Origin of the sequence: Luteimonas fraxinea, assembly GCF_021233355.1 — a bacterium.
Lineage (GTDB): Bacteria > Pseudomonadota > Gammaproteobacteria > Xanthomonadales > Xanthomonadaceae > Luteimonas > Luteimonas fraxinea.
The window spans coordinates 3,365,892-3,392,726 of the sequence record NZ_CP089507.1 but is presented as its reverse complement, the minus strand read 5'-3'; the positions used below and the strand labels follow the sequence as shown (position 1 = coordinate 3,392,726).

At 67.8% G+C, this 26,835-nt stretch carries 22 protein-coding genes, 4 tRNA genes and 1 pseudogene; 9 read left to right on the top strand and 18 right to left on the bottom strand.

Going from position 1 to position 26,835, the window contains the following annotated elements; genetic code table 11:
* Position 1: 1 nt before the first annotated feature.
* The gene (locus tag LU699_RS15290) at positions 2-2,797 is read right to left on the bottom strand and encodes a TonB-dependent receptor plug domain-containing protein (protein ID WP_232135946.1); all 2,796 of its coding nucleotides are present in this window, start codon (positions 2,795-2,797) and stop codon (positions 2-4) included.
* A gap of 256 nt (positions 2,798-3,053) precedes the next feature.
* Here LU699_RS15290 and LU699_RS15285 point away from each other — a divergent pair, with 256 nt between their 5' ends.
* From LU699_RS15285 to arsC, 7 genes are all read left to right on the top strand, one after another.
* The gene (locus tag LU699_RS15285) at positions 3,054-4,457 is read left to right on the top strand and encodes a C40 family peptidase (protein WP_232135947.1); all 1,404 of its coding nucleotides are present in this window, start codon (positions 3,054-3,056) and stop codon (positions 4,455-4,457) included.
* Positions 4,458-4,478: 21 nt separating this feature from the next.
* Complete coding sequence (locus LU699_RS15280; protein ID WP_232135948.1) at positions 4,479-5,576, top strand: dipeptide epimerase; 1,098 nt, start codon at positions 4,479-4,481, stop codon at positions 5,574-5,576.
* Between the two features lie 7 nt (positions 5,577-5,583).
* Positions 5,584-6,423 (top strand): MurR/RpiR family transcriptional regulator, encoded by an 840-nt coding sequence (locus LU699_RS15275; RefSeq protein ID WP_232135949.1) that lies wholly within the window; start codon positions 5,584-5,586, stop codon positions 6,421-6,423.
* A gap of 17 nt (positions 6,424-6,440) precedes the next feature.
* Positions 6,441-7,220 (top strand): L,D-transpeptidase family protein, encoded by a 780-nt coding sequence (locus tag LU699_RS15270; RefSeq protein ID WP_232135950.1) that lies wholly within the window; start codon positions 6,441-6,443, stop codon positions 7,218-7,220.
* Positions 7,217-7,684, top strand: a complete 468-nt coding sequence (locus LU699_RS15265; protein ID WP_232149998.1) for a GNAT family N-acetyltransferase — start codon at positions 7,217-7,219, stop codon at positions 7,682-7,684. Before LU699_RS15270 ends, LU699_RS15265 begins: the two co-directional genes overlap by 4 nt.
* A gap of 70 nt (positions 7,685-7,754) precedes the next feature.
* Positions 7,755-9,041, top strand: coding sequence for a dicarboxylate/amino acid:cation symporter (locus tag LU699_RS15260; protein WP_232135952.1), 1,287 nt, complete (start codon positions 7,755-7,757; stop codon positions 9,039-9,041).
* Positions 9,038-9,394, top strand: coding sequence for an arsenate reductase (glutaredoxin) (arsC, locus tag LU699_RS15255; protein ID WP_232135953.1), 357 nt, complete (start codon positions 9,038-9,040; stop codon positions 9,392-9,394). The genes LU699_RS15260 and arsC overlap by 4 nt, the downstream gene beginning before the upstream one ends.
* Before the next feature lie 232 nt (positions 9,395-9,626).
* Here arsC and LU699_RS15250 read toward each other — a convergent pair whose 3' ends face one another.
* Entirely contained in the window at positions 9,627-11,201 is a 1,575-nt protein-coding gene (locus LU699_RS15250) for an FMN-binding glutamate synthase family protein (RefSeq protein WP_425491125.1), read from the bottom strand.
* Between the two features lie 294 nt (positions 11,202-11,495).
* Between LU699_RS15250 and LU699_RS15245 the strand changes: the two genes are divergently transcribed.
* A complete protein-coding gene (locus LU699_RS15245) occupies positions 11,496-11,747 on the top strand; it encodes a hypothetical protein (RefSeq protein WP_232135955.1) in 252 nt (83 codons plus the stop codon).
* On the top strand, positions 11,744-12,052 hold the full coding sequence (locus LU699_RS15240) for a hypothetical protein (RefSeq protein WP_232580229.1): 309 nt from the start codon (positions 11,744-11,746) through the stop codon (positions 12,050-12,052). Before LU699_RS15245 ends, LU699_RS15240 begins: the two co-directional genes overlap by 4 nt.
* Before the next feature lie 12 nt (positions 12,053-12,064).
* Here LU699_RS15240 and LU699_RS15235 read toward each other — a convergent pair whose 3' ends face one another.
* The 16 genes and pseudogenes from LU699_RS15235 to LU699_RS15160 form a co-directional block, all read right to left on the bottom strand.
* Positions 12,065-13,036 carry a GGDEF domain-containing protein gene (locus LU699_RS15235; RefSeq protein WP_232135958.1) on the bottom strand — a complete coding sequence of 324 codons (972 nt, stop codon included), beginning with the start codon at positions 13,034-13,036 and terminating at the stop codon, positions 12,065-12,067.
* Positions 13,037-13,216: 180 nt separating this feature from the next.
* Positions 13,217-13,303, bottom strand: a tRNA-Leu gene (locus LU699_RS15230).
* Positions 13,304-13,406: 103 nt separating this feature from the next.
* Positions 13,407-13,482, bottom strand: a tRNA-Gly gene (locus tag LU699_RS15225).
* 46 nt (positions 13,483-13,528) lie between these two features.
* Positions 13,529-13,602 (bottom strand) — tRNA-Cys (locus tag LU699_RS15220).
* A gap of 76 nt (positions 13,603-13,678) precedes the next feature.
* Positions 13,679-13,754 (bottom strand) — tRNA-Gly (locus LU699_RS15215).
* A gap of 36 nt (positions 13,755-13,790) precedes the next feature.
* Positions 13,791-14,390 carry a CDP-diacylglycerol--glycerol-3-phosphate 3-phosphatidyltransferase gene (gene pgsA, locus LU699_RS15210; RefSeq protein ID WP_232136035.1) on the bottom strand — a complete coding sequence of 200 codons (600 nt, stop codon included), beginning with the start codon at positions 14,388-14,390 and terminating at the stop codon, positions 13,791-13,793.
* An 18-nt stretch (positions 14,391-14,408) separates the two neighbouring features.
* Entirely contained in the window at positions 14,409-16,298 is a 1,890-nt protein-coding gene (gene uvrC / locus LU699_RS15205; RefSeq protein WP_232136181.1) for an excinuclease ABC subunit UvrC, read from the bottom strand.
* Positions 16,299-16,330: 32 nt separating this feature from the next.
* Entirely contained in the window at positions 16,331-17,758 is a 1,428-nt protein-coding gene (locus LU699_RS15200) for a thioredoxin-like domain-containing protein (RefSeq protein ID WP_232136036.1), read from the bottom strand.
* 7 nt (positions 17,759-17,765) lie between these two features.
* Complete coding sequence (locus tag LU699_RS15195) at positions 17,766-18,248, bottom strand: low molecular weight protein-tyrosine-phosphatase (protein WP_232136037.1); 483 nt, start codon at positions 18,246-18,248, stop codon at positions 17,766-17,768.
* Positions 18,245-19,015 (bottom strand): 3-deoxy-manno-octulosonate cytidylyltransferase, encoded by a 771-nt coding sequence (gene kdsB / locus LU699_RS15190; protein ID WP_232136038.1) that lies wholly within the window; start codon positions 19,013-19,015, stop codon positions 18,245-18,247. The genes LU699_RS15195 and kdsB overlap by 4 nt, the downstream gene beginning before the upstream one ends.
* Positions 19,016-19,369: 354 nt before the next feature.
* Positions 19,370-20,341, bottom strand: a complete 972-nt coding sequence (gene lpxK, locus LU699_RS15185) for a tetraacyldisaccharide 4'-kinase (protein ID WP_232136039.1) — start codon at positions 20,339-20,341, stop codon at positions 19,370-19,372.
* On the bottom strand, positions 20,338-22,140 hold the full coding sequence (gene msbA, locus LU699_RS15180; RefSeq protein ID WP_232136040.1) for a lipid A export permease/ATP-binding protein MsbA: 1,803 nt from the start codon (positions 22,138-22,140) through the stop codon (positions 20,338-20,340). The genes lpxK and msbA overlap by 4 nt, the downstream gene beginning before the upstream one ends.
* A gap of 1 nt (position 22,141) precedes the next feature.
* Entirely contained in the window at positions 22,142-22,591 is a 450-nt protein-coding gene (locus tag LU699_RS15175) for an ExbD/TolR family protein (protein WP_232136041.1), read from the bottom strand.
* A 3-nt stretch (positions 22,592-22,594) separates the two neighbouring features.
* Positions 22,595-23,236 (bottom strand): MotA/TolQ/ExbB proton channel family protein, encoded by a 642-nt coding sequence (locus LU699_RS15170; protein WP_232136182.1) that lies wholly within the window; start codon positions 23,234-23,236, stop codon positions 22,595-22,597.
* Positions 23,130-25,644, bottom strand: a pseudogene (locus LU699_RS15165) (DNA internalization-related competence protein ComEC/Rec2); the annotation flags it as partial. The gene LU699_RS15170 and the pseudogene LU699_RS15165, both read right to left, overlap by 107 nt.
* On the bottom strand, positions 25,641-26,648 hold the full coding sequence (locus LU699_RS15160) for an integron integrase (RefSeq protein ID WP_269781287.1): 1,008 nt from the start codon (positions 26,646-26,648) through the stop codon (positions 25,641-25,643). The pseudogene LU699_RS15165 and the gene LU699_RS15160, both read right to left, overlap by 4 nt.
* Positions 26,649-26,835 lie beyond the last annotated feature (187 nt).

Here is a 26,835-nt window from a genome sequence, read left to right as displayed (position 1 = left end):
GTCAGAAGTCGAAGGTGATATTGGCGAACACCTGGCGCCCGATCGCGCTGTAGCTGCTGGCGAAATACGGCCACGCGGTATGCGAATCGTCGCGCGGCGGCATTTCATCGAGCAAGTTGAGCACGCTGATGCCCAGCGTCACGTCGTCGGTGATGCGACGCGACACATCCGCGTTCCAGATCACGTAGCCCGACGTGCGGCCCGGCAGCACGTTGCCGTTGTAGTTCGGCCGGCTGCCGTAGCGGTAGCCGTAGAGGCTGGTGTTCCAGGCATCGTTCGACCAGCTGGCGCGCCAGTTCGCGCGACTGCGCTGGCTGTTGTATTCGACGGTGCTGCGCACATCGCGCGGCGCTTCGTCGCCGAACTGCGCGACCTCGAATTCGAGCACGTGGGTGTAGCCGGCCTGCAGGTTCAGATCGCCCCAGCGGCCAAGCTCGAGACCGTAGCGCAGCGATGCGTCGAGACCTTCGGTGCGCATCAGCGAGGCATTGATCGGATAGGTCGCGAAGCGGGTGATGCGGCCGTCCGGATTGAGGTCGGACACCACGCGCTGCACGGCGCCGGCGTAGAACTGGCAGGCCTGCGAGTTCGTGTCGACTGCGCCGCCGTTGCGATCCTGGCCGAGCCGGCAGTTCGCTTCCTGCTCGAGGTAGTAGCTGTTCGACAGCGTCTGCACCCGGCCTTCGAGTTCGATGCGATACCAGTCGACGCTCGCCGACAGGTTCGGCAGCACATCCCAGACCACACCCAGCGTCGTCGATTTGCCCTTCTCTTCTTCGAGCAGCGGGTTCGACGACTGGGTCATGTAGGTCTGGTAGTTGAACGCCGCAGTGCAGGCGGGCGTTTCGGGGGCGATGCCGTTGAGCCGGCACAGGTACTCGTCGTCGACGATCGGGTTGGAACCCGTGGTGCCGGCATAGATCCACAGCAGGTCGGGCGCGCGGAAGCTGGTCGCATGCGCGCCGCGCAGCAGCAGGTTGCGGAACGGGCGCCATTCAAGGCCCGCCTGCCAGGTCACCGCGTCGTCGACGGACGTGATGTCGTCGTACTTGTCGTAGCGACCGGCGAGCGTGGCTTCGAGACTCGAGAACACCGGCACGCGGAATTCGAGACCGAGTGCGAAGCGGTCGCGCGGGCCACCGCCCGGCGTGCTGGTCAGGTTGTAGACGCGGTCGGGGCCGGTGTAGTCGACGGTCGTGCGCGGATCGGGCGTTAGCGAATACTCCTGCTTCGCGGCTTCGAGCACCGCGGCCATTTGCAGCGGGCCGGCCGGCAGATCGAACAGCGGACCACTGAACACGAACTGCGCCTGGTCGGACTTCGACACGCCGTCGCTGACCACCGTGGTGGTGAGCTGGTCGTACAGCGCAGCAGAGCCGGGCGCGAACAAGCGATCGGTGTAGAACTCGCGGATCTCGTTGCCGTCAGGCGCGATGCCCAGCACCGGACCCATGTAGTAATCGCGCACGGCGCGGGTGAGGAAGCGCGGACGTGTGGTGGTGATCTCGAAGCGGGACGAGGTCAGGCTCACGTCCCAGTCGAAGCGACCGTCGACCAGCGTGCCGCGCAGACCGGCGTTGATCGACCACGCGCGTTCGTCGTACTCGATGTACTTGGTGCCGCCCACTTCATCGGGCAGGAAGATGCGCTGGGCAGTGACGAGACCGCGCACGGGATCGCGCACGGTGAACGGACCTTCGCCGATGTAGTAATGCGTCTGGCTGGAGCTCTTGTCGTTGGAATCGCTGCCGAGCAGCTGCGCATAGCCGGTCACGGTGTCACTGAAGTCGAAGCTGCCCGACACATAGGCCGAGGTCTTGCCGTAGGCGTTCTGGATCGAACGCGCGTTGTAGTAGTCGAGCGCGCCGCAGCGGTTGGGCACCGCGACGGTCGTCGCAGAATGGAAAGGTACGAAATCAGGATTGGTCGCATCGCAGGCGTCCAGCAGCGCCTGGTAGGACGGCGACAGCGCGCCCGCATCGTTCCGCCACAAATAGTTCTGGCCCGCGCGGTAGTACACGCCGCTGATCGATGCGGTCGGACGCTCGGGATTCGTGCGGTATTGCGGATGTGCCAGGTACGTGAGATCGCGCTGCGAGGCGACGATCTCCTCGCGGTCGAGCCGCTCGATCGCGTAGGTCAGGCTCCAGCGATCACCGGTGCGCCCGCCCGTCCACTGGAACAGGCCGGTGTCGCCGCCGCCCTGCGTGGTGGTACCGCCGCGCAGGCGGATCGTGTCGCCGCTGAAGTTTTCCTTGGTGATGATGTTGACGACGCCGGCGACCGCGTCCGATCCATAGATCGCCGAGGCGCCGCCGCTCATGACTTCGATTCGTTCGATCGCTGCCGCCGGAATGCTGCCCAGGCTCACCGCGGTGCCGTTGGAGCCATAGGGCTGCGGGTAGTCGGCCAGGCGCTGGCCGTTGAGCAGGATCAGCTGGTAGCCCGGCCCCAGCCCGCGCAGATTCATGAACTGCCCGTTGGGCGAATTGCCGGTCTGGTCGGATTCGTTGAGCGTGTTGCCGGTGAACTGGGTCAGCGTGCCCAGCGATTCCCAGACCGTGCTGAAGCCCTGCTTCTGGATGTCTTCGGCGGTGATCACCGTGACCGGCGCCGGACCCTCGATTTCGGTGCGCGCGATGCGCGAGCCGGTGACCTGCACCTGGTCGAGCGTGCTGACGCGTTCCTCGGCAGTGGACGTCTGCGCATGGACGATCGCGGGCGTGGCCAGCGCCAACAGCAGCGCGGCGCTCAGGCGACGAAGGACGGGCGGGTGCGAAGCGGGCTGGCAGGACATGCGGAACGGACTCCCCAGGTGGCGTGGCGACACGGCGCACGCAACCGGCAGGTCATACCGGTGCGGCCGAGATCGGTAGCAACCCGGCCGCCCCGGAGGGCCCCTTACCGGACGGGTATGACCATGTGATTAACACCCGTCATGAATTGATGTCAATTAATTATTCCGCCTTGTCCTGACGCGGAAAACAAATATTCTCGAACGCTCGACCGCAGACCGGCGCGCACCTGCGTGCGCACCGACCGCAGGAGCCGCGATGCGTTTCAACCGACTGTCCCCGTTCGCCATGCGTTGCACGCTCGCTACGCTGCTGACGCTCGCCGCACTGCTGCCGGCGCCCGGCGCGACGCATGCCGCGTCGCCGGCGATTCCGGGCCTGACCGCGCCGATGCTGTCGCCGGCGTACTGGATCGCGCGACTCGACGCACCTGATGCGGTGGTCCTCGATGCCGCCTCGATCGACGCGCAGAACACCGTGATGCGTCGCGACGATGTGTCGATCCAGGATCCACTCGCCCTGCATGATCGACTCGATCGGCGTACCGTCGCCGGTTGGATCGAAGCGCTGTCGAAGCGCCCCACGGCGCCACGCTTCACTGTCGATGGCCCGGTCGATGCCGCGACGCTCGATGGCTGGATCGACGCGCTGGCGCTCGACGCCGTGCCCGCGCACGTGACGCCGCGTTTCGGTCTCGTGGTGCGCCGTGCAGACCTGCGCGCATTCCCGACCGCGACCCGCGTCTTCAGCCGCCCCGGCGACACCGACATCGACCGCTTCCAGGAAGATGCCCTGTTCCCGGGCGCACCGGTCGCGGTGCTGCATGCCAGCCGCGACGGCGACTGGCTGTTCGTGGTCAGCGAGCGCTATCGCGCCTGGGTCGAGACCACGCACATCGCGATTGGCACGCGTGATGCGGTTGCCGGGTACGCGGCGCGTGCGGCTGATGGCGTCGTCGTCACCGGCGCCACCGCGCGCACGGTGTTCACGCCCGAAGCGCCAGCGGTCTCGGACGTGCAGCTGGAGATGGGCGTGCGTGTGCCGCGTGCCGATCGGGATGCGACGCGTGTGCTGCACGGCCAGGTGCCGGCATTCGGCCACATCGTCGAGCTGCCGGTGCGCGGTGACGACGGTGCACTGTCGTTTTCGCCGGCGCTGCTGCCGGCCTCCGCCGATGTCGCCGACGACGTGCTGCCCTACACGCGCGCAGCGCTGATCCGCCAGGCGTTCAAGTTCCTCGGCGAACGCTACGGCTGGGGGCACTCGTACAACGCGCGCGATTGCAGCGGTTTCGTATCGGAGATCTACCGCAGCGTCGGCATCCTGCTGCCGCGCAACACCAGCGCGCAGGCGACGAGTCCCGCACTGAATCGCATCGAGGTCACGGCCGATATGCCGCACGCGCAGCGCCTGCAGCTGCTGCGCGACGCCGGCGTCGGCGACATGGTGTTCATTCCGGGCCACGTGATGATGGTCATCGGCCACATCGACGGCGAGCCCTGGGTGATCCACGACACCGCCGGCATGAGCCTGCGCGACGCCGACGGTGCCATCGCGCGCCTGCCACTCAACGGCGTCGTGGTCACGCCGGTCACGCCGATGCTGTCGGGCGAGGACGGCACCACCATTGACCGCATCACAAGCATCCAGCGCGTGCGCTGACGCGCGACTCACCGGACACCCATGAAGATCACCGACATCCAGCTGGGCATGGTGCGCGTGCCGCTGAAGACGCCGTTCAAGACCGCGCTGCGCACCGTGGAGAGCGTCGACGACATCATCGTGTCGATCCACACCGACACCGGCCACATCGGCTACGGCGAAGCCGCGGCGACCGCGGTGATCACCGGGGATACCCACGGCTCGATCGTCGCGGCGATCTCGACCGTCATCGCGCCACGACTGGTCGGCCGCGAGATCGCAGATTTCAACGCGCTGACGCGGCTCGTGCAGACCGCGCTCGAGCGCAACACCAGCGCCAAGGCCGCGGTCGAGATCGCGCTCTACGATCTGTTCGCACAACTGCATGGCGCGCCGCTGTACCGCATCCTCGGCGGCGGTGATCCGGTGATCAGCACCGACATCACGATCAGCGTCGACTACATCGACAAGATGGTCGCCGATGCGCTATCGGCCGTGGACCGCGGCTTCGGCGCGCTGAAGATCAAGGTCGGCAAGGATCTGGGCGTCGATCTAGAACGCATCCGCGCGATCCATGCCGCGGTCGACGGCCGTGCACTGCTGCGCCTCGACGCCAACCAGGGCTGGACGCCGAAGCAGGCCGTGCATGCGATGCGCCAGCTCGAAGACGCCGGCATCGAACCGGAGCTGCTGGAGCAGCCGGTCAAGGCCCATGATCTTGCCGGCCTGAAGTACGTCACCGATCGCGTGCACGTGCCGGTGATGGCGGACGAAAGCGTGTTCGGCCCGGTCGAACTGATCGAACTGATCCGCATGCGCGCGGCCGACATCGTCAACATCAAGCTGATGAAGACCGGCGGGTTGTCGAACGCGATCAAGCTCGCCGACATCGCTGGCCTGCACGGCGTGGATTGCATGATCGGCTGCATGATCGAAACCAGCATCAGCGTCGCTGCGGCAGCGCATCTGGCCGTCGCCAAGTCCGATGTCATCACCAAGATCGATCTCGACGGGCCGTCGCTGTGCGCGTGGAATCCGGTCGAAGGCGGCGTCTCGTTCGACGATGCCGAGATCTCGATCGGCGACGCGCCGGGGCTCGGGATCGTGTCGATACGCGGCGTGCAGCCCATCGCCTGCTGACGTGCAGATGGCCTCGCCGCTGCTGAAGATCCGCGCCGAACGCGACCGGCTGTCGGCGATCGAGCGCCGCATCGGAGACTTCGTGCTGGAGAACGCGCACCTGCTGCGCGATTACTCCTCGCAACAGCTCGCCGGTGCGCTCGGCATCAGCCAGTCGAGCGTGGTGAAGTTCAGCCAGAAGCTCGGCTTCCGCGGCTATCCGGATCTGAAGTTCTCGGTGGGCGAATCGGTCGCGCGCGAACGCGAGCCGGCGACCATCACGACCGCCGCGACGGTCGAGCTGCCCGCGGTTGCGGACGCGCTGTGGCAGGGCAAGAGCCAGGCCGAAGCCGCGACGCGTTCGATCAATCCCCAACCCGGTCTCCAGACGATCGCGGCCGCGCTGCACGTGGCGGGACGCGTGGTCGTGGTCGGCTCGGGCGAGGACAATCTCGCCGCACGCGCGTTCGCGATGCGGCTGTCGCTGCTCGGTGTCCCTGCGGCCTATCACCCGGATCCCACACTTGCCGCTGCGCAGGTCGCCGGCCTCGGCGAAGGCGACCTGCTGGCGCTGTTCTCCGAGCAGGGCCAGCAGCCGGCGTTGTTGCAACTCGCCAGGCTCGCGCACGAGCGCGGCGCACGTGTGCTGTCGGCGACGCGGCATTCCAGCAATCCGCTGCGCACCCGCGCCGATCATGCGCTGCTGGTCTCGGCGCACGACGCGCAGCCGCATGTCGCGATGCTGCTCTATCACAGCGCCCTGCAGCAGCTTCTCGATATCCTGATTGTGCAGCTGTGCGCGATGCCCGGCCGGCAGGCGCGACTCGCCGATCACCAGGCGCGCATGCGCCGCCTGCTCGATCCATGACTTCCAAGGACGCTTCCATGCCCCGATTCCCTCGACGCGCCGCGAGCGCCGCGCTGCTGCTGACCACACTGCTGCTCGCCGCCTGCGGCACCACCCGAACGCCGGCTGCAGCACCACTGACCGGTGCGCAGCAGCTCGTCGTCGTGACTTCGGCCGACTGGGACGCTTCGGAGGCGCGCATGCAGCGCTTTGAACGCGATGGCAACGGCGCCTGGCGCGCGGTCGGCGATGCGGTACCAGTGATGCTGGGCCGCAACGGCAGCGGCTGGGGCATCGGCCTGCATCCTGCGCAGGCAGGCGAACCGCAGAAACGCGAAGGCGACGGCCGCGCACCTGCCGGCGTGTTCGCGATCGGCGAAGCCTTCGGCTACGCACCCACCGGCATCGGCGCCCTGCCCTACCTGCCGATGCAGGCCTCGCATTACTGCATCGACGTGCCGGCCTCGCCGCTCTACAACCGCATCGTCGACGAGAAGGACGTCGGTGCGGCCGCGGTGGAGGGTTCCAGCGAGCGCATGCGTCTCGACCTGCACAACGATGGCGACGTGCGCTATCGCCAGGGCTTCGTCATCGAACACAACGCACAAGGCGAGGCCGGCCGCGGCAGCTGCATCTTCGCCCACCTGCTACGCCGCCCCGATGAGACCACGGCCGGCTGCACCGCGATGAGCGATGCGGCGATGGACGCTCTGCTCGGCTGGCTGGACCCGGCGCGCACACCGCGCTTCGTGCTGCTGCCCGACGCCGAATACGCGCGTCTGCAGACCGCCTGGCAGCTGCCGGCGCTGCCGCGATGAGCGCCGCGACGCCTCTGGTTTCGCGCATCGCCACACTCGACGATCTGCCCGCTGTGCTGGCGATGATGCGGGCCTTCTACAGCGAGGACCGCCTGAACTTCGACGAGGTCGCCACGCCGCGCGCGGTGTCGGCGCTGCTGTCCGATCCCGGCTGCGGCGCGCTGCTGCTGCTCGGCGCCGACGGTACCGACGGATATATGGCGCTGACCCGCGGCTTCAGCCTCGAACAGGGCGGCCACCATGCCCTGCTCGACGAGCTCTACATCGCGCCGGCCGCGCGCGGTCGTGGACTCGGCGCGCAGGCGCTCGAGATCGCCAGCACGCAGGCGCGCGTCTGGGGCGTCGCCGTGCTGCGTCTGGAAGTGCATCACCACAATCCGCGCGCGAAGGCGCTGTACCTGCGCGCGGATTTCGTCGACGGCCACCGCGACATGCTCGCGCTCGATCTGGGCACACGCCCCTGATGCATCGACGACCGCGCGGCCGCCACGCTGCATGGCATGCTGCTGCGGTCCGTCGAACCGGCCGAGCTCCATGACCGAAGCTGTTCCCGCACGTCGCACCCTTCCCGCCTCGGTCCGCGTGCTGCTGGCGTTGCTGGCCGGCGCGGTCGTCGGTCTCTCGCTCGCGGCCTGGAACGCCGACACCGCGTTGCGCGTCGCCGAGTTCGCGCAACCGATCGGCAAGCTCTGGCTTAACGCGCTGCAGATGACCGTGGTGCCACTGGTCGCGGCGCTGGTCGTGGTCGGCATCAACGGCGCCGCTGATGCGGCAGCGTCCGGACGCAACGCGCGCATGGCGATGGCGACGTTCGCGGTACTGCTGGCGATCTGCGGCACCTTCGCCGCGATCGCCGCGCCGGCGTTGCTGTCGCTGGTGCCGCGCGACGACGCCCTGGTCGGTGCGTTCCGCGCTGCGATCCAGGCGCCCGAAGTCCTGCCGCAGGCGCCGAGCTTCGGCCTGTGGATCACCAGCGTGATTCCGAGCAATGCGATCGCCGCGGCGGCCGCCAGCGCGATGCTGCCGCTGGTCGTGTTCTCGATGTTCTTCGGCTTCGCGCTGACCCGGCTCGAACCCGAGCGACGTGAGCGGATGCTCGATCTGGTGCGCACGATCGGCGACGCGATGATCGTCGTCGTGCGCTGGGTGCTATGGGCGGCGCCGGTGGGTGTGTTCGCGCTGGTGCTCGCGGTCTGCGCGCACGTCGGCCTCGGTGTGCTGACCGCGCTGGGTTACTACATCGCGCTGCAGTGCGTGCTGTACGTGGCGATCACGCTGCTGATGTACGTGGTCGCGGTGACGGTCGCCGGCGAGCGCCTGCCTCGCTTCGCCGCCGCACTGCTGCCGGTGCAGGCCATCGCCGCGAGCACGCAGTCCTCGCTCGCATCGCTGCCGGTGATGATCGACAGCGCACGCAACCGTCTGGGCTATCCGCTGGCGGTGACCTCGCTGGTGCTGCCGATGGCGGTGTCGCTGTTCCGCATCGCCAGCCCCACGCAGTATCTGAGCGTCGTGGTGTTCATCGCCTGGATGTACGGCGCGGATCTGGGGCCGGCGCAGCTCGCGATCGCGGTCGGCCTGAGCATCGTCATCAGCATGGGTTCGGTCGGCCTGCCGGGCCAGGTGAGCTTCATGACCAACAACCTGCCGGTGACGCAGGCGATGGGCCTGCCGATCGAACCGCTGGGCGTGCTGCTCGCGGTCGACACGCTGCCCGACGCCTTCGCCACCGTCGCCAACACCACCGCCGACGTCACCGCGACCGCCGTCGTCGCCCGCCACAGCGGTACGTCAGCCACTGCGGATCTTCCACCGACATGACCGACACCTGGACCCTGCTGCACAACCCGCGCTGCACGAAATCGCGCGCTGCGCTCGAACTGCTGCAATCGCGCGGCATCGACGCCGACGTCGTGCGCTATCTCGACACACCGCTCGATGCGGAAGCACTCCGCACGCTGCTGCGGCGCCTCGACATCTCACCGCGGGGTCTGCTGCGCACCGGCGAGGATGCGTATCGCGAACTCGGACTCGCCGATGCAGCGCTCGATGACGATGCGATCGTCGAGGCGATGGTCCGGCATCCCGAATTGATCGAACGTCCGATCCTGGTGCACGGGGAGCGTGCAGTGATCGGCAGACCAACGGAACGGTTGCTGGCACTGCTGGACTGAGAAGAACCAGAAACAGGTCATTCCCGCGCAGGGGGGAATCCAAGGACGTTGTGGTCGGTCGACCCCTCAAGCATTTCGACAGCGCTTGTCGTGACTAGAGGACGTGGACGACTCAAGAGGAGAGTCCATGGATTCCCGCCTGCGCGGGAATGACGGCGAGACACAGCAATGCGCCTTGAAGAAAGAAGGCCGCATCCGGCTTGTTCTGCAGGATGCAGAACGCTGCAACGCGCTAGTGCGTCCGCTTCGCCACGTGCATCGCCGATGCCCGCGCCGGCGGCGCGAAGCTGTCGGCGCGCGCGCTCGGCCAGAAGGTCTTGAACACCGCGTGCTCGGGCACGCCGGTCAACAGCTCTCCCGGCTCGAGGAAGCGATACAGCGCCGCCAGTGAACGCACTTCGGTCGGCGAAACGCGACGCAGGATGTGCTCGGGGCCGATCTGCATCGGGTGTTCCAGTCCTGCAGCGCCGATCATGTCGCGCAGTGCCTTCAGCGTGTTCTGGTGGAAATGGAACACGCGGTTGGCCTTGTCCGGCACGTCGAGCAGGCGCCAGCGCGCCGGATCCTGCGTGGCCACGCCCGTGGGGCACTGGTCGGTATGGCAGGTGCGCGACTGGATGCAGCCGAGCGAGAACATGAAACCACGGCCTGCGTTGCACCAGTCCGCGCCCATCGCCAGCGTGCGCGCGATGTCGAAGCCGCTGGTGATCTTGCCGGCCGCGGCGACGCGGATGCGGTCGCGCAAGCCGATGCCGACCAGGGTGTTGTGCACCAGCATCAGCGCCTCCTGTAGCGGCAGGCCGACATGGTTGATGAACTCCGACGGCGCCGCGCCGGTGCCGCCCTCGGCGCCATCGACGACGATGAAGTCCGGCAGGATGCCGCTGTCGAGCATCGCGCGCGCGATGCCGAACCATTCCCAGGGATGTCCGATCGCGAGTTTGAATCCCGCCGGCTTGCCGCCCGACAGCGTGCGCATGCGGTCGACGAATTCCAGCAGGCCGAGCGGCGTCGAGAACGTGGTGTGCGCGGCCGGCGATTCGCAGTCCTGGCCGACCGGAATGCCCCGCGTTTCCGCGATTTCCGGCGTGACCTTGGCGCCGGGCAGCATGCCGCCATGACCGGGCTTGGCGCCTTGAGAGAGTTTCAGTTCGACCATGCGCACCTGCGGCTCGGCCGCATGGCGTGCGAACAGGTCTTCATCGAATCGGCCCTTGGCATCGCGACAGCCGAAGTACCCCGAGCCGACCTCCCAGACCAGATCGCCGCCATGCTCGCGGTGGTAATCCGAGATCGCGCCTTCGCCGGTGTCGTGGAAGAAGTTGCCGCGCTTCGCGCCGAGATTCAGCGCGCGGATCGCGTTCGCCGACAGCGAGCCGAAACTCATGGCCGAGATGTTGAAGATGCTCGCGGTGTACGGCTGCGCGCGTTCGTCGCCGACCGGCACGCGGAAGTCGTGCGACGCGGCATGCGCAGGCACCAGCGAATGGTTGATCCACTCGTACTGCGTGCCGTACATCGGCAACTCGCTGCCGAACGGCACTACGTCGCTGACGTTCTTCGCCCGCTGGTAAACCAGGGCGCGCTGCTGGCGCGAGAACGGCACTTCGTCCTGGTCGTCCTCGATGAAGTACTGGCGGATCTCGGGACGGAACGCTTCGAGGCCGTAGCGGAAGTGCGCGGTCAGCGGATAGCTGCGGCGCAGCGTCGCGCGCGTCTGCAACAGATCGACCGTGCCCAGCACCGACAGCGCCAGCAACGGCACCGCGGCGAGCGCCCACCCCATCGACTGGTGCAGCGACGCCATGGCGATCGAGACCAGCGCCAAGACGACGCACAGAGCGAATGTGAGATAGCGGGTCATCGGGTTCCCTTTCAAGACCGCCGGCAGATGACGCCCGGCGCGCCATCCTCCCCGGACGACGGTGAAATCCAGTTGCAGGCCGTTCCGGCCCATGCTGCGCGTTGTACGCATGGTAGGTAGCGAACTGTCACGGGGCCACCCGAAACTGAATGTTCCGTTGTGCACCCGTCTGCTTCACGGGGGTTTGGCGGGGCGCTGCCTACTGTCGAATCGAACCCCACCCATGCCCGAACGTCCATGTCGCAACTTGCCTACAACCCGGTGGTCCTCGCGGAAATGACGCGCGCCGTGCACGCGGACCGTCCCGACGCGGACTGGCATGAACTCGAACCGGTGCTGCGCGCGCAGTGGGAACAGATGCCGCGCGCGATCGCCTGGGACACGGCACGTGAGGCTGCCGCCGCGCATTTCCGCAGCATGCGCGGCCTGCCGGATGCAGCGCCGGTCGTCGGACTGGAGCAGCTCACCTCGCAGGGCACAGCCTCATGATCTCGCCGCGGACGATCTGGCGCCTGCTCGTACTGCCCACCTACATCCTGATCACGGGCGCGGTATTCGCACTCGCCTTGCGCAATACGGCCGGTTCGATTCTGTCGCCACTCGTGGGACTCGCGCCCTGGGTCATCGTCATGGCGGCCGGGCTCGGGATGCTGTCGATCCTCGGCGCCGCGTTGCGCTGGCGGCGCAGACTCTCTGCAGTCCGCCGCGTACGCGCTGCACGCGACGGCACCGTGCAGCGCGATTGGGAAGACGACAATGCAAGCGGCGTCGCGCATCACGCCGGCCCCGGCTGATCGGCGAGTCGCTCAGAGCGGCTCGGCGATGTGGATCGCATTGCCACCCGCGCGCTTGGCCTGATACAGCGACGCGTCCGCGCGTGCGAACCAGTCCTGCCAGTCGCGCTCCGCCGACAGCATCGCGCCGCCCACTGCGACGGTGATCCGTCCGCCAGGCCCGACAAGTCGCGTCGCCACCGCATCACGCACGCGCTCGGCCGCGCGTGTCAGCGCCTGCTCCGACAGCACCGGCAACAGCATCACGAATTCCTCGCCGCCGAAGCGATAGACCGAATCGCCCTGCCGCAGCTCTTCGCGCAGCAGCACGGCCAGATCGATCAGCACCGCGTCGCCGGCCGCATGGCCGAAGGTGTCGTTGACGGTCTTGAAGCGATCGATGTCGAGCACCAGCAGACCTGCGCGACCGGTCTGGCCAGTGGCGATTGCATGCCGCAGATCGGCTTCGAGCATGCCGCGGTTGGGGATGCGCGTCAGTGGATCGACGCTCGCCATCAGTTCCAGCGAATCGCTGTGCGTACGCAGCCGTCGCGCGAACACCAGTGAGAAGCCATAGACCAGCGACCACGTCACCAGCGTGCTGATGTGGTACGGCCCGACGTCGCGCCACAGCAGCGTCGCCGACGCGACCAGCAGCACTGCCCCGCTCCACGTCGCCACGCGCAGCGGCGCCAGATAGAAGTTGGTCATCAGCGCGACGTAGACCCAGCCGCTTGCCGCCGGGCCGAGGGTCAGGCACGCAAGAATCGCGAAACCGGAATTGAGCACCACCATCCACGCGCCTGCGCGTTCGGTGCGCCCCTCGCGCCACGCCAGTCGTACGATCGCGACCATCGTGACGACGACGGCTGCATCCAGCATCGCGACGCCCCAGTCGCCGCGCGCGACTCGCCACACCAGAAAACTGCCGAGCACGACCGCAGTCACCAGCCCGAGCAGGGTGATGATGGCCAGTTGGAAATTGTTCCGGAGTCTCGAAATCATCGTGGTGGCGCCCGTCCCGGGGCACGCCGGCGGCGTACCCGTCCCTCTCGCCGACCAGCCCTGCATCCGCTGTGGTCGAACCCTGAACCGATCGCGCGCATGTGCCCGTGAAGACACGCGTCGAACTGTGGGGAATGCGTGGGAACTGCGAAGTCGGTCTGCAGAAGCAGCGGCCGACGATGGTGCCCGGAGCCGGAATCGAACCGGCACGACCTTGCGGCCAACGGATTTTAAGTCCGGTGCGTCTACCAGTTTCGCCATCCGGGCAGGCGGTCGACAGCGTGCCCCAGCGCGCCGTCGATTGGAACCGCCGCGTCAATCGCGCGACGCCAGATACGAAAAAGCCCTGCATCTGCAGGGCCTTTCGAACTGGAGCGGGAAAAGGGGCTCGAACCCTCGACCTCAACCTTGGCAAGGTTGCGCTCTACCAACTGAGCTATTCCCGCTTGGAACCGAATTGTAACCCGCCTGCGACCTGTGTGGTGCGCCGGCTGGAGGCCTGGGTCGGAATCGAACCGGCGTACACGGATTTGCAATCCGCTGCATAACCACTCTGCCACCAGGCCGGTGACGCCGTGCAGGACTTTGGGTCCTGTCGACAAAACGAAACCCCGCGTACAACCGGGGCTTCGTCTTCGAAACTGGAGCGGGAAAAGGGGCTCGAACCCTCGACCTCAACCTTGGCAAGGTTGCGCTCTACCAACTGAGCTATTCCCGCTTGGGAGGCGAAATTCTACCCATCGCCACCGGGGTGTCAATACTTGTTCTTTTCCGCAGCGCGCATGATCGGCCACGCGGCACGCAGATACAGCAGCCCCGACCACAACGTCAGGATCGCTGCAATCGCCAGCAACCAGTCGCCGATGATGAAGATCTCGCGGCCGAGCCACGGCAGCGGACGCGGCGGCTGGTCGGGCGTCACCGAGTACAGCAGGCACAGCAGCGCGACCATCTGCGCGATCGTCTTGATCTTGCCGATCGCCGCGACGCGCACGGTCGCACGCTGGCCGAGTTCGGCCATCCATTCGCGCAGCGCGGACACCGCGATCTCGCGACCCACGATCACCGCCGCCCAGAACGCCATCCACGGCGTCGGGTGACCCTGCACGATCAGGAACAGCGCGACCGCGACCATCAGCTTGTCGGCCACCGGATCGAGGAATGCGCCGAATGCGGAGTACTGGTGGTATTTGCGCGCGATCCAGCCGTCAAGCCAGTCGGTGATCGACGCGAATGCGAACACGATCGCGGTCGCGAAGTTGGTCCACTGGAACGGCAAATAGAACACCAGCACCAGCACCGGGATCAGCATGATCCGCATCAGCGTGATCCAGGTGGGAATCGTGAATTTCATCGGACGCCTGTGGGGGATTCAGTCGTGTCCGGCGCCAGGGCCGGGGTCGAGCCCGTGTAGGGTCGCATAGATGCGTTGCGCGAGCGCTGCGTTGACGCCTTCCACCTGGGCGATCTGCTCGGCGCCGGCGGCCTTGAGCCCGCCCAGGCCGCCGAAATGCTTCAGCAGGCTGGCGCGGCGGCGCGGGCCGATGCCGGGAATGTCCTCGAGGCGGCTGGTGGTGCGCGCCTTCTGGCGGCGTCCACGATGACCGGTGATCGCAAAGCGGTGCGCTTCGTCGCGCACCTGCTGCACCAGTTGCAGGCCGGGCGAGGCTGCGCCGGGCTTGAGCGCGCGACCGTCCGGCAGCAGCAGGGTCTCGTCGCCCGGCTTGCGCGCCTCGCCCTTGGCCACGCCGACCAGACAGATGCCGGTGATGCCCAGCGCGTCGAGCACGGCGCGCGCCTGCGCGACCTGACCCGTACCGCCATCGATCAGCAGCACGTCGGGCAGGATGCCCGCTGCTTCCGCGGCCACAGGTACCTGCGTGCCCGCCTCCACCGCTGCGACTTCTGCCGCGCGCGCGTCAGCCGCCTTGCGGAAGCGCCGTGTCAACGCCTGGTGCATCGCCGCGTAATCGTCGCCCGGCTCGATGCCGGCGATGTTGTAGCGCCGGTACTGGCCGCGCACCGGGCCCGCGGCATCGAACACCACGCACGAGGCGACCGTCGCCTCGCCCATGGTGTGGCTGATGTCGAAACACTCGATGCGTTGCGCGAGCGTGGCGAGGCCGAGCATCTCGCGCAGCGATTCGGCGCGCGCGTTCTGCGCGGCCTGGCTGCTCATTTCCGTCGCCAGCGAGATCTCGGCGTTGCGACGCGCGAGATCCACATAGCGCGCACGATCGCCGCGCACGCTGGTCTTGATCTGCACACGGCGGCCGGTGGACTCGCTGAAGGCCTGTTCGAGCAGCGCGATGTCCTCGATCGCGCGGTCGAGCACGATCTCGCGCGGCGGCGTCTGCTCGGCGTAATGCTGGGACACGAACGCGGCCAGCACTTCGGCCGGATCGTCGCTGCCGTTGGTGCGCGGATGGAACGCGCGCGTGCCGAGATTGCGGCCGTCGCGGAACGCCAGCAGCAGCACGCAGGCCTGACTGCCCTGCATCGCGCAGGCGAGTACGTCGAGTTCGGCGACCTTGCCGTCGACGTACTGGCGCGCCTGCATGCTGCGCATGTTGCCGAGCAGATCGCGCAGGCGCGCGGCGTCTTCGAAGTCGAGCTTATCGGCCGCCGCTTCCATGTCGCGCGTGACTTCCTGCGTGAGTTCGTCGCTGCGACCGTCAAGGAACAGCGACGCGCGGCGCACGGCATCACCGTAGTCCTGCGCGGAGATCATGCCGACACAGGGCGCGGTGCAGCGGCCGATCTGGTGCTGCAGGCACGGCCGCGAGCGGTTGCGGAATACGCTGTCCTCGCAGTTGCGCAGCTTGAACAGCTTCTGCATCAGATTCAGCGTCTCGCGCACCGCGGTCACGCCCGGATACGGGCCGAAGTAACGGCCGGGCACGTTGCGTGGCCCACGATGCACGGCGATGCGCGGCCAGTCGTCGCTGGTCACCAGCACGTACGGATAACTCTTGTCGTCGCGCAGCGAGACGTTGTAGCGCGGCTTGAGAGACTTGATGAGCTGGTTTTCCAGCAGCAGCGCTTCGGCTTCGCTGCGGGTCACCGTGGTTTCCATGCGCGCGATCTGCGCGATCATCGCCATCGTCCGCGTGACCTTGGGCGAGGCGTTGAAGTAGCTCGCCACGCGCTTGCGCAGGTCCGCGGCCTTGCCCACGTACAGCACGGCGTCGTCCGCCGCATACATGCGGTAGACGCCCGGTGCGGTGCTGAGCCCAGCGACGAACGCCTTGCCGTCGAACATCACGCCGCCGCCGCTTGTCTTGCGCGGCCCGGTCATTCGCCTATCGGAACGTGCCGCACGGCGCCGCTGACGGGGTCGAGCCGCAGCACGGCGTGCGCATCGGTATCGGCGATCCACACCGCATCGCTGCCGATCGCCAGACCGCCGGGCGCATGCAGGCGCTGCGGCAGATCGAAAGAAGTCAGTTCGCCGCCGCCCAGCCGCAGACGACGCAGGCTGTCGTTGCCGGCATCGGCGATCCACAGCACCGGCGCATCGGGTTCGAGCGCGAGCGCCTGCGGATGCTGCATGCGGGCGTCGGTACGCGGACCGTCGACGCGGCCGAACTGCCAGGGATCCTGGCCCACCAGCGTCGAGACCGCACCGGTGCGCGTGTGCACGCTGCGGATCGCGGAGCCGCTGGCATCGCAGACGTAGAGCGTCTGCTGCACGCAGGCCAGCGATACCGGTTCACCGAACGAGGCCATCGACCCGCTGCCATCCATCACCGCGAGCTTGCCGTTGCCGGCCAGCAGTTCGATCGTCGAACGGCCGAGATCGAGCCGCCAGATGCGGTTGTCGCCGGCGCAGGCGATGTAGAGCTTGTCGCCGGCCAGCACGATGTCGCGCGGCTGGTCGAGCGCGACGGCGCGCGGATCGCTCAGCGCGCCCTCGGCGGTAATGCCGGGACGGCCCGCACCACAGATCGTCGAGATGTCACCGCTGCGCAGTTCGATGCGCCGCACCGCGTGATTGCCGGTGTCGGCGACATAGAGCACATCGCGTTCGACATAGATGCCGTGCGGCCGGGTGAACGCAGCCAGTTCCATCGGCCCGTCGATGAAACCGGGACTGCCGCTGCCGAACTGCCGCAGCACGCGGCCGCTGGTGTCGCATTCGAGCACGCGGTGATGGCCGCTGTCGGCGACATAGAGAAAATTGCCCGACAGCGCGAGGCCGACCGGAAAGCGCAACGGCAACGGCGGTTCGCCGCTGCGACGCATGCGGATCGGATCGCCGTTGACCGCGTGCGGGGTGAGTTCGGCCGCCAGCGCGCTGACGCGTGCATCGAGTTCGCGGATGCCGCCTTCGCCGACGATGCGTTCGCGCACCCGGCCCTCGCCATCGATCAGCACGACCGTCGGCCAGGCTTCGATGCCGTAGTGCTGCCACAGCGTCCAGTCCGGATCGTGGGCGACCGGAAACTCGACGTGCTGGCGATGCGCGCGTTTGCTGCTGCGGCGTGATTCGCGCTCGGCATCGAACCGCGGTACGTGCACCGCGACGACATTGAGCCGTTCGCGATGCCGCGCACGCAGATGACCCAGATCCGCCAGACGCTGCTGCGACCAGGCCGAGGCGAGATTCACGAACGCGAGCGCACACACCTTTCCCCGCAGCTGCGACATGCGCAGCGGGTCGGTCAGGTTCAGCCACTCCAGGCTGGCCGGGAACTCGGGTGCGGTCACGGCGTCGGTCATGGCCGGATTATGCGCGAACGGCCGGGGCGCCGCGTCGATGCCGCGCGACGACCGCTTCGGCCGCCGCATCGACCATTTGCCAGACCGATTCGAAGCCCGCCGCGTCGCCCGTGTACGGGTCCGGCACGTCACCGCTGCCCTGCCCGGCCCAGTCGAGCAACAGGGCGATTTCGCCGGTGGCATCGGCCGGCTGGCGCTCGTGCACGATGCGCAGGGTGCTGGCGTCGGCGCACAGCAGCACGTCGAAGTCGCGGTAATCCGCGTCGTCGAGCCTGCGGGCACGCAGGCCGGCGATGTCGACGCCGTGCGCGGCGGCGCTGCGGATCGCGCGCGGGTCCGGCGGATCGCCGACATGCCAGTCGCCAGTGCCGCAGGAATCGACCTCGATGACATCGCGCAGGCCCGCCGCCTCGATCCGCGCGCGCAACGCACCTTCGGCCACCGGCGAGCGGCAGATGTTGCCGAGGCACACCACCAGCAGGCGGGTCATCCGCCAGCCGCCAGACGCGCTTCGGCGCGGGCGAGGTCTTCGGGCGTATCGACGCCCGGCGGGAACGACTCGGCCGCGATGCCGACCGCCACGCGGTGCCCGGCCTCGAGCACGCGCAGTTGTTCGAGCATTTCGATCTGTTCCAGCCGCCCCGGCGGCATCGCCGCGAACTGCTTCAGGAAGCCGACGCGATAGCCGTAGATGCCGATGTGCCGCCACCAGTCGCCCTCGGGCATCACATCGCGGCTGCGCGCGAACGCATCGCGCGGCCACGGCACCGGCGCGCGACTGAAGTACAGCGCATCGCCCTGCGCGCCGCGCACGACCTTGACGGCATTGGGATCGAGCAACGTCTCGACATCCTCGACCGGCACGCACAGCGTCGCGAGATCCACGCCTTGTTGCGATGCAAGCTCGGCGACTGCCTGGATGCCCGAGACCGGCGCGAACGGCTCATCGCCCTGCAGGTTCACGACCACGCGCGTGTCGTCCCAACCGGCGAGCGCGGCGCACTCGGCCAGACGATCGGTGCCGGACGGATGATCGGGCGACGTCATCGCCACCTGCACCGCGGTGCCGGCCAGTGCGTCGCGCACGCGGGTGTCGTCGGTCGCGACCCAGACCTCGCCTGCCCCGGCCGCCAGCGCACGCCGCGCGACATGCAGCACCAGCGGTTCGCCGCCGAGCAGTTGCAGGGGCTTGCCCGGCAAGCGTGTGGACGCGTAACGCGCGGGAATGGCGACGACGAAACCGGTGGATGTGCTCATGCGGGGATTGTCACAGATCGCGGTGCGCGGGGCTGTGGGGCGCCTCGCGACGCGAGCGCGAAGGCCAACTCGGCGGATCGCAGAGTGGGTGGAGCGAAGCGAAACCGATCGCATGGACGGCGATGCAGGTACGGCATCTCGCGAGCGTCTGCCCTCACCCCAACCCCTCTCCCAGGGGGAGAGGGGCTCGAAGCGAACCTGGTCGGTCGGCGCGTTGTCCGTAGGATGGGTAGAGCGCAGCGAAACCCATCGCGTAAAAAGCGGCGCGCAGATATGACATATCGCGAGCGTCTTCCTCACCCCAACCCTTCTCCCGAGGGAGAGGGGTTCAAGTCGAGCCTCCTCGCCCCCTGATCAGCGCAGGTTGGACAACCGGTCCAACAGCGCGATCCAGAACGCCTCGGGCAATTCCCCCGACACCGGCACGCTGTAATGCCGTTCGCCGGCGAAGCGCATGCACTTCACCGCGTCCTTCTCGGTCATCAGCACCGGCAGATCGCTGCCGAAACGCAAGTCTTCGGCGGTGTAGCGGTGATGGTCGGCGAAAGCATGCGGGACGATCGCGATGCCGTGACTGCGCAGCGTCGCGAAGAAGCGTTCGGGATCACCGATGCCGGCGACCGCGTGCACGCGTTGGCCGGAGAAACGCGACAGCGGCAATGCGCGCCCACCGGCCAGCGGCAGCGCTTGGCCGGTCACCAGGCGCATCGGCCACTCGCCGAATTCGGCTTTGACATCGGTCGCGCTGCCGGTATTGAGCACGCGGAAATCGACATCGGCGCTGCGCGTCGCCAGTTCACGCATCGGGCCAGCCGGAATCAGCAAGCCGTTGCCGTAGCGACGCAGCCCGTCGATCACTTCGATCTCGACATCGCGGCGCAGCCGGTAATGCTGCAGACCGTCGTCGCAGACCACGATGTCGCAGCCGGCGGCGATCAAGGCCTTGGCAGCCGCGACGCGATCGGCATCCACGCGCACCTTCGCGCCGGTGCGCGCGGCGATCAGCACGGGCTCGTCGCCGGCGAGTTTTGGATCGGTCACCGACTCGACCCAGCGCGGTGTGCCAGCCTCGTCACGGCCGTAGCCACGGCTCGCCACGCCCGGTGTCCAGCCCGCAGCCTGCAGACGCGCGACGATCGCGATCGCAAGCGGCGTCTTGCCGCTACCGCCGGCGATCAGGTTGCCGATCACCAGCACGGGCTTCGACACCTTGCGCGGCCGCACGAACTTCAGCCGCAATCGCGACGCCGCGCCGTAGACACGGGCGAGCGCGCGCGCATGCAGCGGCGGACGGCTGCCGTCGAACCAGTACCGCGGCGCTTTCATCCAGCGTCGCCCTCGCGAAACTGCATGCGATGCAGGCGGGCGTACAGACCGTCACGTTCGAGCAGCTGCTGGTGCGTGCCGTGTTCGACGAGTCGGCCGTGATCGAGCACCAGCACTTGGTCGGCGTGTTCGATCGTCGACAGGCGATGCGCGATGACCAGCGTAGTGCGATCGGGCATCAGATGTTCGAGCGCGTCCTGCACGAGACGTTCGGACTCGGTGTCGAGCGCAGCCGTGGCTTCGTCGAGGATCAGGATCGGCGCATCCTTGAGCATCGCGCGGGCGATCGCCAGGCGCTGGCGCTGGCCGCCCGACAGGCGACCGCCGCGACTGCCGATGCCGCTTTCGAGTTGCTTGGGCAGCTTCTCGATGAACTCCATCGCGTTCGCGCCGCGGATTGCCGCGTCCAGCGCTTCGGGCGACACGCCGGCCATCTCGCCGTAGGCGATGTTCGCGGCCACGGTGTCGTCGAACAGCATCACCTGCTGGCCGACCAGCGCGATCTGCCGGCGCACGTCGGACAGTTTGTAATCGTCGATCGGATGGCCGTCGAGCAGGATCTCGCCTTCGGCCTGCGCGTAGAAGCGCGGAATCAGTTTGATCAGCGTCGATTTTCCGCTGCCCGAGCGACCGACGATCGCGGTCACCGTGCCCGGCTTCGCGGTGAAGCTGACCCCCTCCAGCGCCGGCGAATTCTGGCCCGGATAGCGCGCGCCGACGTTGCGGAACTCGATCTCGCCGCGCGCACGCGCCAGCGGCCGCGAACCGGTGTCGCGCTCGTCGTCAGAATCGAGGATCTCGAACAGGCGCTCGGCCGAGGCCACGCCCCGCTGCAGCATGTTCTGCACGTTCGTCAGCTGCTTGAGCGCGGGAATGATCGCCATCATCGCGATCATCAGCGCGACGAAACCGCCGGCAGTCAGACGTCCCTGCGAGGCTTCGTAACCCGCGATGACGATCAGCAGCGCCAGACCCACCGAGCCCATCAGCTGCACGACCGCCGAGGAGATCGCACGCGTGGCCTCGACCTTGAGGTTCAGCCGCATGTGCACATCGGCGACTGCGCGATAGCGCGCGTTCTCGGCCGCCTGCGCGCCATAGATCTTCACTTCCTGCTGGTTGCTCAGCGACTGGTCGGCCGCCTGCAGCAGCAGCGCCGAACTGTCCTGGATGTTGTGGCTGACGCGGCGGTAGCGCCGCGCGACCTTGCCCATGATCCAAGACAGCGGCGGCGCGATCACGAGGATCGTCAGCGTCACCTGCCAGCTGGTCCACAGCATCACGATCAGCGAGGCGATGATCTGCAGCGACTGCTGGATCATCACCTTGGCCGCGTCCACGGCAGCCTGCGAGACCTGGTCGGAATCCGAGCCCAGACGCACCAGCATCGACGGCACCGGCTCGGCATCGAAACGCATGCCCGGCAGACGCAGATACTTGCCCAGCACCAGCACGCGCAGATCGCGGGCGATGCCGCGGCCGGCCTTGGCCATGTTGTAGTCGGCCAGATAACCGGCAATGCCGCGCATGACGAACAGGCCGATAATCGCCGCCGGCAACCACAGGTTCACGCCCGAGTTCTCGCCGACGAAGGTCTCGTCGATGATCGGCTCCATCATCTTGGTGAAAGCGCCGCCGGCGGCCGCTTCGATCAGCATGCCGATCAGCGCGACCGACAACAGGCCGCGATAGTCGGTGGCGAACTTCAGCAGCCTGCGGTAGACCGGCCACGCGCGATCGGCGCGCGCGGGTCCCGGCGTCGGCGCGTCATCCTGCGCCTTGTCCACAACGGTACTCATGTCATTCCTCTTGCGTGGCGGCAGATGGCACTGCGGCCGTCTGCGGCGCGGTCGCATTCGCGATGCGCTTGAAACCGAGCTGGCCCAGCGCGTCGTAGGCGGTCACGACGGCCTGCCACGGGGTGCGCGCGTCGGCGCGCAGCAGCACGGTGCGTTCGCGGTCGTCGCCCGCGACCTCGGCGATCGTGCGCTTGAGCGATTCGACATCGGTGCGCAGCGCCTCGCGGTCGTCGACGAAGTAACGGCCGTCGGCATTGATCAGCAGGCTCAGCGTGCCGTCCTGCGCATCGTTGCGCTCGCCGTTGGCCTGCGGCAGTTCGAGCTTGAGCACCGAGCGCGCATCGAAGGTGGTCGTGATCACGAAGAAGATGATCAGCACCAGGATCACGTCGATGAGCGGCACGAGGTTGAGTTCCGGATTGTCCTCGGCGCGGCGGTCGCGGATGCGCATGCGTCAGCCCTGCACCGGTGCCTGCACCTGCGCGCCGCGGCGGTTGCGCGGATCGATGACATCCATCAGCGCGATCGCCTCGTGTTCCATCTGCACGATGTAACCGTCGATGCGCGCGCGGAAATGGCGATGGAACATCAACGCCGGCACCGCGACGATCATGCCCGCGGCTGCACACACCAGCGCCTTGCCGATGCCGCCGGCGAGCTGGTTCACATCGCCCACGCCGTGGTCCATGACGCCCATGAACATCTGGATCATGCCGACCACCGTGCCGAATAGGCCTAGCAGCGGACCGGCAGCAGCGATCGTGCCCAGCGCATTGAGATAGCGCTCCATGCGGAACGCGACATGCCGGCCGACATCCTCGACCCGCTCGCGGATCTCCTCGCGCGGCCGGTTGCGCACGTCCAGCGCGGCGGCCAGCAGCGCGCCCAATGGCGCAGTGCCGCGTAGCGATTCGATGTGTGCGGGATCGAGCGTGCCGCGCGCGGCCCAGGCACGGACTTCCTCGCCCAGACCCGGCGGCAACACCGCCTTGCGGCGCAGCGCCCAGAACCGCTCGACGATGATCGCCAGCGCGAATGCCGACAGCAGCAGCAAGGGCAGCATCGGCCAGCCGCCAGCCTTCACCAGTTCGAGCACGCCAACCCCTTCGGCCGATGGCCGGTTCAATCCGGGGAATAGGATAGCCCAGCCTGCCCGGCCGCCCCGGCCCGCGCCTCGGCCTGCAGCGCGGCATCCCACAAGCGCGGCCGGCGCACGCGTTCCTGCGTGACCACCAGTCCACCGGCCTGCAGCCGGAACCGGGTCGCCCCGCCGCCCGCGGTGCTGCCCACCGCAGTCTCCGCCTTCGACCAGCGCTCGACGACTTCCTCATGCGGATGCCCGAAGCGATTGCCGTGACCGGCCGACATCATCGCGACCGCGGCGCCGGACGCGCGCACGAATGCGGGATCGGACGAACTGCGGCTGCCGTGGTGCGCGGCGATCACGACATCGGCTGCGAGCGAGGCGGCATCGCGCCGGACCAGCAGCCGTTCGACCAGATCGTCGATGTCGCCCGGCAGCAGTGCCGCGCCATGTGCGGTCTCGACCCGCAGCACACAGCTCGACGGATTGCGGAACGCCGGGAAGTGCAGGTCGGGATGCAGGAAGCGGAACGTCACGCCGTCCATCCGCCAGGCACTCCCCATCAGGCATGGCGATGCGCCCGGCACACGATCCCATTGCGGCGCGAAGACCACCGGCGCGGCAAAGCGTCGCTGCACGGCACCGAATCCGCCCGCATGGTCGGCATCGCCATGGCTGACGACGATCGCGTCCAGTCGCCGCACGCCCAGCGCGTGCAGCGCCGGCACCACGACGCGTTCGCCAGCGTCATAGGCCTCCGGTATCGCCGGGCCGGTGTCGTAGAGCACCGCGTGATGCGCGGTGCGGATCAGCACCGACAGGCCCTGCCCCACATCGAAAACAACCAGCTCGGCTTCGCCCTCGCGGGGCAGCTGTCGATCCGGCCACAGCAGCGGCAACCACAGCAGGGTCGCCAGCCATTTCCCCAGCACCCCGCGCGGCAACAGCATCCAGAACGCGGCCAGCAGTGCGAACGGCAGCGCCAGCCAGTGCGGCTCGGGCAGCCACCACAGCGAAATCGGACTCGCGGCGAGCCAGTCGAACAGCGGCCAACTCAGATCGAACGCCCACGCCGCGCTGCGCCAGGCCCAGTCGCCGGCGCCGCTGTGGATCGCCTCCAGCCCGGTGCCGACAAGCGCCAGCGGCACCACGACCAGACTCCACCACGGAATCGCGACGAGATTGGCGATCGGCCCGGCCAGCGAGGCTTGCCCGAACAGGATCACGGTCAGTGGCAACAGGCCGATGGTCGCGACCCATTGCGAGGCCAGCAGGCCGCGCAGCTTCGACAACTCACGCGCATCGGGCAGGCACCAGACCAGCCACGCGACGCCGGTGAAGCTCAGCCGGAAGCCCGCCGACAGCACCGACATCGGATCGACCAGCACGACAGCGATGGCGGCATAGGCCAGCGAATCGGCGATGCGCAGATGCCGTCGCGCCAACCGCGCGATCACGACCACGCCGATCATCAGCACCGTGCGCACGGTGGGCAGCTCCCATCCGGCAACCGCCGCGTAGACCGTGCTCGCCAGCAACGCGACGATCGCCGCCGCCTGCGGTCTTGGCAGCCAGCGGCCGAGCCATGGCAGGCACCACCACATACCGGTGGCGACCAGCGCGAAGAAACCACCGACCATGCCGACGTGGAAACCGGAAATCGCGATCAGATGCGTCAGCCCGGTCGCGCGCAATGCCTCCCAGTCCAGATCGCCGAGCCCGCGCGTATCACCGATCGCGAGCGCCCGCACATAGCGCGCACTGTCGCGCTCGACGACCGCATCGATCCGCGTCGCGACCCGCTCGCGCCACCGGTCCACGCCGCCGCCCGTATCGAGACGCGTGACCGGTTCGGCACTGCGCACATAGCCCACCGCCGTGACCCGCTGCGCCATCGCCCGTTTCTCGCCATCGAACCAACCCGGATTGCGCAGCCCGCGCGGCGCACGCAGCCGCGCGGTGAGTGTCCAGTCGCTGCCGGCGTGCAGCGCATGCCGCCGAAGATCTGTTCCCTCGCGCCGATCGTCGTACCAGGACAGACGCAGCAGCCGACCGCGCAAGGGTTTCGGCACCGGGTCGTCATCGGCAACGCGAAACAGAAATGCCGTGCGCTGCGGCTCATGCACCGGCAACCCGGCGATCTGCCCGCTCACCACGAAATCGCCCCGCTCCATCGACGCCGGCAACTGGATGGACAAGGCGTATGCCGCGTGCAGCCCGCACAGCGCGGCACCGAACAGAAACGCGCCAACCGCGCGTCCGACACCGCGCTGCCAAATCCATGCCGCAAACCCGATCGCAAGCCCAAGTGCCATCACCCACCGGGGCGGCAATACGGGTAGTTGCAGACAGGCGATCGCACCCAGTACCAGCGCGGCGGCGATGCCGAGTCCCACACCCGGGATCCGCGCAGCTGTCATGCCGCTGGCAGCCGGTCCAACGGACTGCGAACCCCCAACCCGCCCCGATTGAGTACATGGGTGTAGATCTGTGTCGTCGACAGATCCTTGTGGCCCAGCAGGGCCTGGATCGTCCGGATGTCCTGACCCGCTTCCAGCAGATGCGTCGCGAACGAGTGCCGCAGCGTATGGCAACTCGCAGGTTTCAGGATGCCAGCGCGCAGCCGTGCGCTACGCACAGCACGCTGCAGCACCGATTCGTCGAGATGATGGCGGCGGATCATGCCGTCGCGTGGATCACGCGACAGCCGCTGCGCAGGAAACACGTACTGCCAGCCACGCTCACGCGCCGCCCCGGGATACTTGCGTGCCAGGGCGTACGGCAGCCAGACCGCGCCATGACCGGCCTCGAGATCACCCGCGTGCACATGTCCCGCACGTGCGATCTCGTCGCGCAGACTAGGCGCCAGACGCTCGGGCAGCGGCACATGGCGATCCTTTCCGCCCTTTCCCTCACGCACCACGATCTGCCGCTGCGCGAAATCGACATCTTTCACCCGCAGCCGCAGCGCCTCCATCAGGCGCATCCCCGTGCCGTACAGCAGACCGGCCAGCAGCGCGGTGCGTCCCTCCATCGCCAGCAACAGGCGCTGCACCTCATCCACGGACAGCACCACCGGCACTCGCCGTGGCCGTTTTGCCCGGATGACCGCATCCATCCACGGCAATTCGACGCCCAGCACGTCCCGATACAGAAACAGCAGCGCCGCCAGCGCCTGGTTCTGCGTACCCGCCGCAACCCGATGCCTCGTGGCCAGCACCGTGAGGAACGCCGAGACATCATGCCCGTCCATGTCCCGCGGATGCCGCTTGCCGTTGGCCAGAATGAAACGTCGGATCCAACCGACATATGCCTGTTCGGTGCGCAGACTCAGATGCCGTACCCGACAACACGCACGGACTTGATCCAGCAAGCGGGGCGCAGCGACCACCCCTGTTACCACCTCACTTTCGTCGGATAACACGTCGCGCCTCACTGCGCCGGATAACGCAGGCAGGCTAGACCGGGCTACAGCCTGGAGGATTGCGACAAGCCATTGATCTCAAGTCGGAAATCCCCGCTTGGCGAACGAGCCGACTGCAACGCATACTCGGTACAACACCCCACATCCGCGGTCGAATACTAGTTAGGTGTCAAATGCAGAGTCTGTC

Bases quoted from the DNA above. Each gene is read 5' to 3' on its own strand.
- LU699_RS15280 (WP_232135948.1), top strand. From the start codon at position 4,479: ATGAAGATCACCGACATCCAGCTGGGCATGGTGCGCGTGCCGCTGAAG.
- LU699_RS15275 (WP_232135949.1), top strand. From the start codon at position 5,584: ATGGCCTCGCCGCTGCTGAAGATCCGCGCCGAACGCGACCGGCTGTCG.
- LU699_RS15235 (WP_232135958.1), bottom strand. From the start codon at position 13,036: ATGATTTCGAGACTCCGGAACAATTTCCAACTGGCCATCATCACCCTG.
- arsC (WP_232135953.1), top strand. From the start codon at position 9,038: ATGACCGACACCTGGACCCTGCTGCACAACCCGCGCTGCACGAAATCG.
- LU699_RS15265 (WP_232149998.1), top strand. From the start codon at position 7,217: ATGAGCGCCGCGACGCCTCTGGTTTCGCGCATCGCCACACTCGACGAT.
- LU699_RS15240 (WP_232580229.1), top strand. From the start codon at position 11,744: ATGATCTCGCCGCGGACGATCTGGCGCCTGCTCGTACTGCCCACCTAC.
- LU699_RS15195 (WP_232136037.1), bottom strand. From the start codon at position 18,248: ATGACCCGCCTGCTGGTGGTGTGCCTCGGCAACATCTGCCGCTCGCCG.
- LU699_RS15290 (WP_232135946.1), bottom strand. From the start codon at position 2,797: ATGTCCTGCCAGCCCGCTTCGCACCCGCCCGTCCTTCGTCGCCTGAGC.
- LU699_RS15245 (WP_232135955.1), top strand. From the start codon at position 11,496: ATGTCGCAACTTGCCTACAACCCGGTGGTCCTCGCGGAAATGACGCGC.
- LU699_RS15250 (WP_425491125.1), bottom strand. From the start codon at position 11,201: ATGGCGTCGCTGCACCAGTCGATGGGGTGGGCGCTCGCCGCGGTGCCG.
- lpxK (WP_232136039.1), bottom strand. From the start codon at position 20,341: ATGAAAGCGCCGCGGTACTGGTTCGACGGCAGCCGTCCGCCGCTGCAT.
- LU699_RS15200 (WP_232136036.1), bottom strand. From the start codon at position 17,758: ATGACCGACGCCGTGACCGCACCCGAGTTCCCGGCCAGCCTGGAGTGG.
- uvrC (WP_232136181.1), bottom strand. From the start codon at position 16,298: ATGTTCGACGGCAAGGCGTTCGTCGCTGGGCTCAGCACCGCACCGGGC.
- LU699_RS15270 (WP_232135950.1), top strand. From the start codon at position 6,441: ATGCCCCGATTCCCTCGACGCGCCGCGAGCGCCGCGCTGCTGCTGACC.
- LU699_RS15285 (WP_232135947.1), top strand. From the start codon at position 3,054: ATGCGTTTCAACCGACTGTCCCCGTTCGCCATGCGTTGCACGCTCGCT.
- kdsB (WP_232136038.1), bottom strand. From the start codon at position 19,015: ATGAGCACATCCACCGGTTTCGTCGTCGCCATTCCCGCGCGTTACGCG.
- msbA (WP_232136040.1), bottom strand. From the start codon at position 22,140: ATGAGTACCGTTGTGGACAAGGCGCAGGATGACGCGCCGACGCCGGGA.
- pgsA (WP_232136035.1), bottom strand. From the start codon at position 14,390: ATGAAATTCACGATTCCCACCTGGATCACGCTGATGCGGATCATGCTG.
- LU699_RS15260 (WP_232135952.1), top strand. From the start codon at position 7,755: ATGACCGAAGCTGTTCCCGCACGTCGCACCCTTCCCGCCTCGGTCCGC.
- LU699_RS15175 (WP_232136041.1), bottom strand. From the start codon at position 22,591: ATGCGCATCCGCGACCGCCGCGCCGAGGACAATCCGGAACTCAACCTC.